Annotated in this window: 8 protein-coding genes; 3 read left to right on the forward strand and 5 right to left on the reverse strand. The window is 63.4% G+C overall.

Annotated features, from left to right (window positions below):
- Nucleotides 1–176 precede the first annotated feature (176 nt).
- Nucleotides 177–707 carry a hypothetical protein gene (locus KUF55_RS06175; protein ID WP_218818316.1) on the reverse strand — a complete coding sequence of 177 codons (531 nt, stop codon included), beginning with the start codon at nt 705–707 and terminating at the stop codon, nt 177–179.
- A complete protein-coding gene (locus KUF55_RS06180; protein WP_132364699.1) occupies nt 704–1,474 on the reverse strand; it encodes a carboxylesterase in 771 nt (256 codons plus the stop codon). Before KUF55_RS06180 ends, KUF55_RS06175 begins: the two co-directional genes overlap by 4 nt.
- A gap of 232 nt (nt 1,475–1,706) precedes the next feature.
- Here KUF55_RS06180 and KUF55_RS06185 point away from each other — a divergent pair, with 232 nt between their 5' ends.
- Together KUF55_RS06185 and KUF55_RS06190 are read left to right on the forward strand one after the other, a co-directional pair.
- Nucleotides 1,707–2,414 (forward strand): 1-acyl-sn-glycerol-3-phosphate acyltransferase, encoded by a 708-nt coding sequence (locus KUF55_RS06185; protein ID WP_218818317.1) that lies wholly within the window; start codon nt 1,707–1,709, stop codon nt 2,412–2,414.
- 83 nt (nt 2,415–2,497) lie between these two features.
- Entirely contained in the window at nt 2,498–3,898 is a 1,401-nt protein-coding gene (locus KUF55_RS06190; protein WP_132364701.1) for a class II 3-deoxy-7-phosphoheptulonate synthase, read from the forward strand.
- Between the two features lie 234 nt (nt 3,899–4,132).
- Here the strand turns inward: KUF55_RS06190 and KUF55_RS06195 are convergent, their stop codons facing one another.
- Together KUF55_RS06195 and KUF55_RS06200 are read right to left on the reverse strand one after the other, a co-directional pair.
- The gene (locus KUF55_RS06195; RefSeq protein ID WP_218818318.1) at nt 4,133–6,316 is read right to left on the reverse strand and encodes a Stk1 family PASTA domain-containing Ser/Thr kinase; all 2,184 of its coding nucleotides are present in this window, start codon (nt 6,314–6,316) and stop codon (nt 4,133–4,135) included.
- A gap of 175 nt (nt 6,317–6,491) precedes the next feature.
- On the reverse strand, nt 6,492–6,740 hold the full coding sequence (locus tag KUF55_RS06200) for a WhiB family transcriptional regulator (protein WP_007271814.1): 249 nt from the start codon (nt 6,738–6,740) through the stop codon (nt 6,492–6,494).
- A gap of 325 nt (nt 6,741–7,065) precedes the next feature.
- On the opposite strand from KUF55_RS06200, the gene KUF55_RS06205 reads away from it, so the two are divergent.
- Nucleotides 7,066–7,509: a hypothetical protein gene (locus KUF55_RS06205; RefSeq protein ID WP_218818319.1), complete on the forward strand. Its 444-nt coding sequence runs from the start codon at nt 7,066–7,068 to the stop codon at nt 7,507–7,509.
- A gap of 37 nt (nt 7,510–7,546) precedes the next feature.
- Here KUF55_RS06205 and KUF55_RS06210 read toward each other — a convergent pair whose 3' ends face one another.
- The gene (locus KUF55_RS06210; RefSeq protein WP_218818320.1) at nt 7,547–11,683 is read right to left on the reverse strand and encodes an FtsK/SpoIIIE domain-containing protein; all 4,137 of its coding nucleotides are present in this window, start codon (nt 11,681–11,683) and stop codon (nt 7,547–7,549) included.
- Nucleotides 11,684–11,830 lie beyond the last annotated feature (147 nt).

Genomic DNA, 11,830 nt, shown 5'->3' on the forward strand with positions numbered 1-11,830 from the left:
TCCTTCGGTTCCGAGGCGGTGCGGCAGATGCCTGACCAGCCCGATCGTGACGTCCTACCCCTCATCATAGAGTGGTTTGCATCACATTTAATTACTCACTAGTAACATACGGTGAATTGCCGTGCCGCGCAAACTTGGACGGTGCCCTTGCGCGAGGTCACGGCGCGATGAATGAACTACACGCGCGCTCCGTCATCACCCTCGTGGCGCTGCCGGGGCAAACGGGCGAAGAGGAAGACGATGGCAGCGACCGCCACTACCACCAACCCGATCCACAACGGCATCGGAGCCCGGCGCCAAACGATGGCCAGGATCAGCAACATCAGCGGGGCACCGGCGGCAACGATCCAGGCCAGATTCAGCAACGGGTTGCCCGAACCCAGCGCCGGGGGATCCTCGGGCACAAAGCCGCCGTCGTGCTCATCCTCGGGTTCCGAATAATCGCGGGGGCCACCCAGCGCCGGGTGGAAGGTGAACAGCTTCGGGTCTACGGGGCCGCCGGTACCGGGGCGACCTCGCGTGGCCGCGTCCGCAGGCGCATCCGTAGCTGTGCCCGGAGCCGTGTCCGCGGGCGCGGCCCCGGACGTGTCGGCTGCCCGTGGGCCATCGGGGGACGCTGATGGGTCCTGAAGTCGACGGACCAAATCTTCCCACACGGGGTCATCGGGATCGCCGGACTCCGCCGGCTCGTGAAACGGATTGGTCATGGCCGCTGCTGCTGCACTTCCTGAAAGAACGAGATGGTGCGGGCGAAAATGCTCTCCGCCTCATAGTCAAGCGTGGCCACGTGGTAGCTGCGCGTCAATCGATTCACCTCTAGGTGGACATGCTCCGATAGCCCGCGGCGCAGGGTGCGCATGCTGGATTCGGGTACCACGTGGTCGGTATCCGAACGGAAGACCAGCACCGGGGCGGTGATCCGTGGCAACAGTGTGATGGTCTCGGCGAAGAGTTTGCGCAACTGATGCACACCGGCCACCGGGGTACGGGCATAGGCATGTTCGTCGCCTCCCGGTTTGGCCATATCGTTCGCGATGCCCGGCACGCTGGGCAGCAGATGACGCAGCACCCCGGTGAAGGGCGCCAGCGGGGAGGCGATGCTCAGCCCCGGATTCACCAACGCCAGCCCGGCGACCTGATGGGTCGCGGCAAGATTCAGCGCCAGCGCCCCACCCATCGACAGACCGGCCACAAAGACCCGCCGGTGAGTAGCGGCCAGGGCCGCGTAACGCTGCTGTGCCGCAGCAAGAATTTCGGTGTACTTCATGCCGGAAAGCTCCTGCCAGCTGGTGCCGTGGCCGGGTAACAATGGCAGGTCAACGGTGTACCCGGCATCGGCCAAGGACCGTGCCCAGGGCAGTAGACCGGCCGGACCGGCGGTGAACCCGTGCAATATCAAGACCGCGGCACCGTTGGAACCCCGCTGGTGGAACGGCGCATTGGGGCCGGCGTCGGCCTCGGGATCAACTGACATGGGACGCTCCAGGTGGTGTCGGAGGGGCGCGCATCGAAAATTCCAGCGGAATTCCACTCGGGGAGTGTGACCGATCGCGTTGTTTTGCCTACAGTTAGAGCCTAACGGAGAACCGGATCATCGGTGCCGAAGGCTCGGCGCCCCTCTGGTGCCGTCGGCCGGCCGCACCAACTCGCTGCGGTTCTTCGTTCATTTGTTCACCATTCACCCGCGCCCGGAAGGCACCCACCGCATGTTCTACCTCTTTATGAAGCGGTTTATCGTCGGACCGCTCGTAAACGTGATCTTCCGTCCCTGGGTTAAGGGGATCGAGAACATTCCCGAAAGTGGCGGGGCGATCCTGGCCAGCAACCACCTCTCGGTATCCGACTCCATTTTCCTGCCCGTGGCGGTGGACCGCCCGGTCATCTTCCTGGCAAAAATGGACTACTTCACCGGCCGGGGCATCAAGGGGCGCATCACCGCCTGGTTCTTCCGGATGATCAACCAGCTTCCGATGGACCGTTCCGGTGGGGCCGCCAGCGCCAATTCCCTGGGAGCCGGTGCCCAGGCGCTGGTGGATGGCAGCCTGCTGGGCATCTACCCGGAGGGCACCCGCAGCCCCGATGGCCGGCTCTACCGCGGCAAACTCGGGGTGGCCAAACTGGCACTGGAAGCCGGAGTCCCGGTGATCCCGGTGGCCATGATCGGGACCGACAAGGTGCAACCCATCGGCAAGCGCGTACCCTCGATTCGTCGTGTTGGCATGATCATCGGTGAACCCTTGGACTTCTCCCGCTATGCGGGGATGAGCCAGGACAGGTTTGTCCAGCGTTCGGTGACCGATGAAATTATGTACGCGATCATGCGCCTCTCCGGTCAGGAATATGCCGACACCTATGCCGCCACCGTGAAGGCCAAGCTGGACGCCGAACGCCGTGAGACCAACAAGAAGAAGTAGCGCCCGCGTAATGATCTGTGACCCATTCATGTCGCGGATGACGCACTAAATGCTTAAGTGAGCTCCCGGCGGTTTACGCTTGGATGGTGACTCAGCTATCTTCGACTTCCTCATTGCCCGGACAATCCGCGGTGGGCCCCTCGGCCGACCCAGCACTGGACATCTGGCGCTCCTTGCCCATTGCCCAGCAACCGACGTGGAGCGAGCACCCGCACTACGCGGAGTCGGTCAGTGCCCTTGGCGCGCGCCCTCCGCTAGTTTTTGCCGGCGAGGTTGATGTGCTGCGCGAGCGGCTGGCCGCTGCCGCACAGGGCAAGGCCTTCCTGCTGCAGGGTGGCGACTGCGCCGAGACCTTCGGCGACGCCACGGCGGATAAGATTTCCGCCCGCGTGAAGACCATCTTGCAGATGGCCGTCGTGCTCACCTATGGCGCCTCGATGCCGGTGATCAAGATGGGACGCATGGCCGGGCAATTTGCCAAGCCGCGTTCCTCCAACGATGAAACCCGCGACGGCGTGACGCTCCCGGCCTTCCGTGGCGACATCGTTAACGGTTACGAGTTCACCCCCGAATCCCGCGCCCACGATCCGCGCCGCATGGTGGATGCCTACAACACCTCCTCCGCCACGCTGAACCTGATCCGCGCCTTCACCCAGGGTGGTTTTGCCGACCTGCGTTCGGTGCACTCTTGGAACGCCGGCTTCATGGCAAACCCCGCGCACACCGCCTACGAGCAGCTCGCCGGCGAAATTGACCGCGCGGTGAAGTTCATGGATGCCTGCGGAGCGGACTTCGAGGCCCTGAAGCGCACCGAGTTCTTCGCCTCCCACGAGGCCTTGCTGCTGGACTACGAGCGCGCGCTGACCCGCACCGACTCACGCACCTCCCAGCCGTACGACACCAGTGGGCACTTCCTCTGGATCGGTGAGCGTACCCGCCAGCTCGACGGCGCACACGTAGACTTCCTCTCCCGGGTGCGTAACCCGATCGGCGTCAAGCTGGGCCCGACCACCACACCCGAGGACGCCCTGGCGCTCATCGAGAAGCTTGACCCGAACCGCGAGCCGGGCCGCCTGACCTTCATCACCCGCATGGGCGCGAAGAACATCCGTGAGAAGCTGCCGAACCTGGTCGAGAAGGTCACCGCTTCCGGCGCCCAGGTGCTCTGGGTCACCGATCCGATGCACGGGAACACCGTCACCTCCGAGAACGGTTACAAGACGCGCAAGTTCGACGACGTCATGGACGAGGTTCGCGGCTTCTTCGAGGTCCACGATTCACTGGGCACCTTCCCCGGTGGCCTGCACGTGGAAATGACCGGCGACGATGTGGCCGAGTGCCTGGGCGGTGCCGATCCGATCCGTCAGGAACAGTTCGACGACCTGTACGAGTCGGTCTGCGACCCGCGCCTGAACCACAAGCAGTCCTTGGAAATGGCCTTCTTGGTCTCCGGGGCCCTGGCCAAGCGCGGACCACGCGCCTAACTAGGGGCCGCCGGCATCGCCTCAGCCGATGCACCAGCCGATGGCCGGGGTGCTGCACCTGACTCTTAGTCAGTGAGGTGCAGCGCCCCGGCCATTGCCGTGTCCGGGATGCGCGTGGATCGCCCAAAATCCGGGTAGGCCCGAACTGACCATGATCCGGCGGCACCACCAGGTGCTTGGCCCGTACGCCGAGGGGTCATGCTCGGTACCTCGTCAAGCGGACCGGCTCAGGGGCTAGACCACAACGAGGTGAATCGTTGAGCCCTCCGGCGCGCTACCGTTAGCTGGATCTTGTGAGCGCACCGTGCCAAAGAAGCCGCCCAAGAATTCCTGCACCTCGACCTCAAAACCTAGTGCTTCAAGCTCGGCGAGGGCCTGCGTCAGCTGCTTGCCCTGCACGTTTGGTACATCGATCATCCGTGGGCCGCGCGAAATCACGTACGTGACCGTAGAGCCACGCTCCGCCGTGCCACTCGAGGGATCCTGTGAGATGACGGTGCCAACCGGAACGCTGGTGCTGTATTCCTTGGGTGCGGCAGAGCCCTTCAGCCCCGCGTTTTTTAACGCGGACTCGGCCTCCTGCGCGCTCATGCCGCCCACATCGGGGACGTCCACCGGTGCCGGTCCACGCGAGATCACCAGCGCCACGGTAGTATCGCGGCGCAGCTGCTCACCCTTTTTTGGTTTCTGGCTGATCACCAGGCCCTCGGCCACGTCCTCCGAGTACTCCTGAGTGACCTTGCCCAGTGCCAGGCTGCGGATCGTGAGCTGTTCGGCGGCGGCAGCTTGTTGCTGACCTTTAACGTCGGGCACGGAAAAAAGCTCCGGCCCCTTGGAAATCTTGAGCGTCAGACCTTGAAATCGACGGATAGTTTCTCCTGCGACGGGTTCACTTCCCACCACGAGTCCGCGCCCGATCTCTTCGTCAAATACCTCGTTGATGTCGGTCGTCACTCCGGCTTTTGCTAGCCGTTCCACGGCGGCATCCTGCGACATGCCGCTGAGTCGTGGAATCTGAATGGGTGCGCCGGGTCCCATCCCGAAGAACAGACTGACGGCGGTGACCAGCGCGATGAGCAGCGTCAAGATGATGCCGATCAGCCATTTGCGGCGTGCCGGGGACCTTGGTGCCAACTCGTGGGTGGGGATCTGGGCATTCTTACGCCACGCCAGCTCGGCGGCCTTCGAGTTCTTCTTGGCCTGCCGGGCGGAGATGGGCCGTTGCGGGGTGACGGCGATCGCCTGGGTTGCCGAGGCCGCTGCCGATGCCGGATTGGTCTGGTCCCACTGACCCGAAAAGACCTGAGTATGCTCGGCATTGCCCAGCACCGTGGTCTGCTCCCCGATGCCCGCCAACGTTCGGGTGGCATCGTCCTGGTTGGCGCCCGAGTGAGTGGGGGATTGCACCACGGTGGAGTCCGCGTCGGCGCCCGAGGCCAGAATGCGTCCGGCGGCCGAATCACGGTACTCCTGAGCCTGGGCGAGCCGGTCATGCACGGAGGTGTGCGGGCTCAGCGCCGGCGGAATCAGGTCCCTGATGCCGCCCAATGTCTGCGAACCCAGATCGAGCTGCGCGCTTGAAAGCGAGTCGTGGATCTGCTTCAGATCACTGAGGAGGAAGGTGGCATTCTGCGGCCGATCCTCGGGGTCCTTATTCGTGCAGTACGCCACCAGCTCATCGAGCTCGGGAGATAACCCCGGTACGGAGGCCGACGGGGCGGGCGTCTGATCGTGGATGTGCTTGTAGGCCAGCCCATAGGCACTTTCCGCGGTGAAGGGCTGACGGCCGGTGAGCAGCTCATAGGCGATGATGCCCACGGCATAGATGTCGCTGCGTTCATCCGAGGGTTCACCCTTGGCCAGCTCGGGGGAGATGTAGGCGGCAGTACCGAAGAAGTTGGTGGCGTTGGTGTGCGCGGAGGATGCCCGGGCCAGCCCAAAGTCGGCAACCTTGATGCGGCCCTCATCGGAGATCAGCACGTTGGCTGGCTTCATGTCACGGTGCACGATGCCTTCCTCGTGCGCCACCGACAGCCCTGTGCAGATGGCCTGGAGCACCACAAGTGCCTGGCGTGGGGTGTAACGGCCTCGGCTGTTAAGCGATTCGCGCAGGTTCAACCCGCGCACGTACTCCATCACCAGATAGGCGGTATTGCGCGAGACATGGTGATCAATGATGCCCACGATGTTGTCGTGGGTGAGACCGGCAGCGATGATCGCTTCGGAAGCGAAGCGCTCCAAAACCGCTGGGTCGGAGGTCAGGTGGGCATGCAGAATCTTAACTGCCACGGTGCGGTGAAGTCGCACGTCCATGGCGCGGTACACGGTGGCCATGCCGCCGTCGGCGATGCGTGCGTCGAGGCGGTAACGCTCATCAAGCGTTGTTCCGATGCGGGGGTCGATGTGTGGTTCACTCACTTATTGATCGTAACCAGTGCTGGAAGGGAAGGCGGAACTCGCAACACGATGCTGCACCCGGTTGTTGCAGCATTGTGAGGTTCGCTGGTTCGCTGGGCCACAGGAAAACAAAAGAGGGGCCGGTCCACCTGCGAACCGGTCCCTCATGATGAAATGTGCTGGAGCACCGCTGGAATTAGGAAGCGCGGCGTGCTCGGGCTGCCCGACGCTTCAGCGCCCGACGCTCGTCTTCGCTCATACCGCCCCAAACACCGGCATCTTGGCCGGATTCGATGGCCCACGCCAAGCAGGTGTCCACGACGGGGCACCGTCGGCAGACACTTTTAGCTTCTTCAATCTGGAGCAGAGCCGGTCCGGTGTTTCCTACCGGGAAGAATAGTTCCGGGTCCTTGTCCAGACAAGCCGCGCGGCTACGCCAATCCATGCTTGTTGATGCTCCTTGAATGTAGGAAAATGAGGGGGATCGCCCTAGCTAATCCGCCGGGGCAAAAGCAATGCGACCGGTGAATTGCTATACCCGAACGACTGCCTAACAAGGTTTTCATGTTACGTTCACGTAAACAAGGGGCCCGTGTCGCAAATAGCTCCGCATCCTTGAGTGCTTGGTCACAAGGTCAAGTTTCAAGAGTGTGACTAACAGGTTTCCCTCGCTGTGACAAGGGTGTTCTGAGGCACTTTTGGACTCACTTGGTGCCTCGGGCGCTTCGGCCACTTCGCGTCCGGGATGGACTCCGTACTAGATTTGACGGGTGACTAACCAGCCAGCCTCCACCGCAAATCTCCCCTCGCCCCAGCACCGCCCGTTCTCGGTGTGGGTCGTTACCGTGCTGTTGCTTCTAGAGGGCCTCGCGGTACTCGGCTACGCACTGAGCTACGCACTTCAACTGGGAGCTGCAGGCGCGCTGGGTATGGGGGCACGAATCTTCATGCTGGTGCTCATCGTGATCGCGGGCACCTGGCAATTGCTGGTCGCTCACCATTTCTTCCGGGGTCGGGCCTGGACGCGTGCCGCAGTATTGTTCTGGCAGGTCTTCCAAATTATTCTAGCGATCCCGTATTTCCAATCCGGTGACGCACTCATGGCGTGGGCTTGGTTGGTTCCTGCTGCCGCCATCACGGTACTGCTCTTTGACCCGAGGGTCACGGCATTCTTGGGCGACCGTCCCGGTACGCAGTCCCCGGCGGCAAACTAAGCACGGCCGGTGTCCCGGTGTCCGCGGAGTCGAAGGCCTACCCGGCTACCGAGGGTGTTTGATTAACACACTGGATCTGTCTGATGATCCCGTGATCAAAAACCAGCGCCCGACCTCGTGTGCTGCGGACCACGGGAGAAAGCCTGAACCCACTCGGGTCAGCGTCCGCTCCAAATTGCGGGTCTAGTACCAAGAACGAGCGCTGATCGCGCACCACGGCGGAGAGCCCCAAGTCAAAGAGCAGTCGGGCGGATGGTTCCGCGCTGAGTAGCACCTGAAGATTCGCGCCGAGCAAAACCTGAATGGCACGCGAAGCTTCGCCCACACGCCTATCCGCACGCTCAAGCAGAACGCGCGACACCCCTGGATGCCCGGCGAGGAACTCGTTGGCCTCGGCGGGAAGCTGCTGCTTTTCGCGAAAACGTACCGTGTGCCCCGCCTCCGAATCTCCCAATGAAGCCAGATGGTTCATCAGGCTCTCCTTTCCCGCACCCTCACGCCCGATGACGATCCCACAGGATCCGGGGGACCAGATGAAGGCAGCATTGTCGGGGCCGCACACCCCGATGGCCAAGGCCGGAGGTAACGTGCCTGGGCATTCGAGCCGAGGGAGCTCGCGGCTGGAGAGCCGATCCGGTAATTCCAGATTACGGAGCCAGAGCTTCGGAGGCGGTTCGGCCGCCCGGTTGCCATCCGGAGGCCCATCGAGCAATTGAAACTCAACACCTTTAGCCGGCTCCTGCGGGGCAATCACGATCCCACGCCCCTCATGCGGGGATACCTTGCGCAGTGGGGGCCAACCCATCATCACCTCTGGGCCGGCTCCGCGGGGCAAATACCATCGGGTTTCGCACAATGAGGCCGCACGCGATCCGGTGAGATCACGATCCCCGCAGATCACCAGCGCACGACCAAGCTGGGGCGCCAGCCGGGCAAAGCCGGTCAGGAAGGCCTCAAGACGCATGAAGGCATTCGCCTCCAACACCTGCGCCCAACCTCCCAGCCCGCAGACCACCAAGAGAACCTGGCCCACACACTCAGGATTTCCCAGTTGAAGCAGCAACTCGTTGATCCGCCAGCTGTCCCCGGGACCGAAGTATCCGCCCACGGCCCCATGCGCACCGAGTGATTCCAAGGTCCCGTTGCCATCGAGCAGCATGGCGGGAATCGCGTGACCGCGCTGATTGACGGCATGGATCAGCAGTTCTGGCACTCTCTCGATCCCTGACCCAGGTAAACCGCAGACCATCAGTCTGGGGGTGTGGGCAGGGTCGAAAACCAACGCTTCGGGCTGTGGTAACGCGGGACGATCCAACAGCCCCACGATGCCCCGTTCGAGCGGCACCCGGCGGGCGACCGAACGCGGAATTCGGGCCAGCGTGGCGTCCAGCGCCGGCGAAAACGGATTGACTGCCGGCTCCACCTCCTTGTAGCGGGCTCGAATCGCTGTCACCAGCAACTGCAGTTCTTTCCCCGTGGCATCGGCGGGGTCCTCTGCAGAACCGGAGTTTAAGGCCAGTGCCGTAGTAAAAAGTTCGGTGCCGAGGTTCGACCCGAAGGCGCGCACCCCGGCCGGAACGCTGGGCCGGGCATTCACCCGAGCTCGGAATAACTCCGCGGGGCCCGCTCCTCGACGAAAATACGCCATCCCCGGGACGCCCGGATCCAGTCGGGCCGCCGCTCCGGTGGAGATCAGATCGTTGGATTCGAACTCGCCGATCGTCCGAAGCGCGATCACGGTACCGATGTTGGCTCGCAGTGGTGCGCTGATGATTCCGGCCGGACGTTGAGTGCTGAGCACCAGATGAACGCCCAGGGACCTGCCGACCGTGGCAATGTGAACCATGCGTTCCAGAGCCTCGGGGAGCTCCGTGGCAAAGACGCGAAACTCGTCGATGACCACCACCAAGCGCGGTAGTGGTGGATCCGAGGCGGTGCGCGTGTGGTGGAAATCCTTCCAATCGGTGGCACCGTAGCTGGCCAGAAACTTCTCACGCCGATGCAGCTCGTGTCCAAGAAGTTCTAAAATCCGTTCCCCGGCGGCGGCATCCAGATCCGTTACGATGTTCTGGACATGAGGTAGCGCGCTCAGTGGCGCCAATGTCGCCCCACCCTTAAAGTCCACCAACATGAAGGCCAGCTCATCGGGCGCCGTCCCCGCGGCAAAACCCAGTACAAGAGTCCGGAGCAGCTCGGATTTCCCCGAGCCAGTGGTACCCGCGATCAAAAGGTGCGGCCCATCCGCCTCCAGATCCAGAGGCAAGGGACCACTCTCGCCATCGCCGATGATGGCAGTAAGCCGGTGACCGTTCCCGGGCACCTCCTCGATTCGCTCGCCGATCACACCTCCATCAACGCCTCGACCGCTAGCTGCGTCCCGGGGGTTCACTGCGGAGATGGAGATACCGGTGCCCTGGGTTGTACCGAGGACCGAAGGCAGCAACAGAGAGATGGCGGTTGCCAGCGCTCGCATCGAGATCCCCTCTAACTCGGGGTGAAGTTCGGCATCAAAACCGGCGCTCCGCTGCTCGGAGGTATCCCGGGAGCGCGAAGCGTTCGATGACGTCGCGGCGGGAGAGTAGGTACCGGTGATTCCACGTCCATGCCCCAACACCGATGACCGGGGCCGTCCGCCACCGGCCGGGGCAGGGAGACCCAACGCCCAGGGGTTATGAGCGCGCCCTTCGGATCGCAGTAGCACGGCCTGTGCGGTTACATCGATGAGGATCTCCGCCTCGGTGCCCGGATCGGGACCACCACAAAACAGCCAGCTGCTGCCCGCCGAGGGCATCTGCGTCCGCTCATCGTTCGATTTCTGGTACATCTCGGTGGCGCAGCAGCGCAGCACAATCGTGGGCAGCGGTGAGGGCGGCAGCGAGGTGCCGGTTGGGATGACCCTGACGCCGGCCAGCATCAGGAGTTCCGCCGGAAGGAAACCGGCGGGACCCACTAGCACCAGCCGGAGCGCGCCAGAATTCAGCAGCGGAAGCCACCTCACGATGGCTGCCCGCAGCACGGGACCCCACGTCGTCTCGGTGCCCTTGAACCACACCCCACGTCCGGCAGACAGACGCAACAGCACCGGGGAATCGGATAGGACCCCGGGTTCAATTGCCATCGAAGGATCGATGGCGGACGCTCGCCGAACATGATCCTGCCGGCGGTTTCGCGCCCGACGCTTCGCCCCACGCCGGTGAGAGGTCTTTGGCGGTGGGGGATCTGCACCACCGGTGGTCTTCAACCAGGCACTGCCCCTGCCGCGACCGATCACCAACGCTGGAAGCCTATCGGTGTCCACTGCGCTGGACCCGGCAAGGCCCGCCGCCACGGCGCCCACCGGCGGTGCGAGATCCTCGCGTCGTGCGGCATCCATCAGCGTCGCGGCGATCCACGCGCGACGAAAGCGTTTCCGAGCACCCAAAATCATGAGCGCGGGCAAACCTCCGGTCAGCAGCGAGATGGCCGAAAAAGCCAGAAAGAACACGCTATGCGTCATCAAAAACAGCCCGACGCCCAATCCCAGGGGAGCCAACGCGCCAACCAACAACATCGCTAAACGACTTCCTGGTTCGGCTGCGTCGATCACTACGGGTTCCGGCGGCCACCGCGGATTTCCCTCGGGTATACCGCGTGCCGGAAGTACGGCAAAGCTACTGGTTCCGGCGGTGAAGGTGTCTCCCAGGAGTATCCGTCGCTCGGTGATGGGCAATTGGGCGAAAAACACCCCGTTGGCCGAACCCTCGTCACTGAGCACGATGGAGGTGTCACTCACCCGCAGCAGAGCGTGTCGGCGTGAGAGCTGGAGGTCGCCAATGGATAAATCCACCTCGCCCCGGCCCAGCGCATAAACACCGCGTCGCAGGTGCAGCGAACCTCCCGGGTCGGGGCCGCGCAGTACCACCAGCACCGGGGAACTGCCCGGACGTGGTGACACTGATCCGCGGACCGCTGCCGGATCCAGCGGCGCATCACCGAGCAAGATCCGGCCCCGAAGCGGCAGCCGGTCTACCTGCCCGAGGGCCCGCTCCGACCAAAACCAGTGCACCGTTGGCCAGCGGCGGTGAAGTTCCGCTGCCAACACCGCCCCACCAACGGGTTCTGCGGCCTCCACCTCAAGGAGTACCGGCATCCCCAGTACGGGAGAGACAAGCTGGATGTACAGTACGTTTCCCATGGCTTTCCGAGCTCCCCGTTCCTTCCCCTGGCTGCCACGGGCTGTCGCTGGTGGGCCAGTTATTGATCTGCTGCTGTGGCGCCGGGCTGTTCTCGAGTTTTTGACCCGCGAACGGGCAGATTTCATGTGGTGCGGCAGGTTTTCAAT

Origin of the sequence: Paeniglutamicibacter sp. Y32M11, assembly GCF_019285735.1 — a bacterium.
Lineage (GTDB): Bacteria > Actinomycetota > Actinomycetes > Actinomycetales > Micrococcaceae > Paeniglutamicibacter.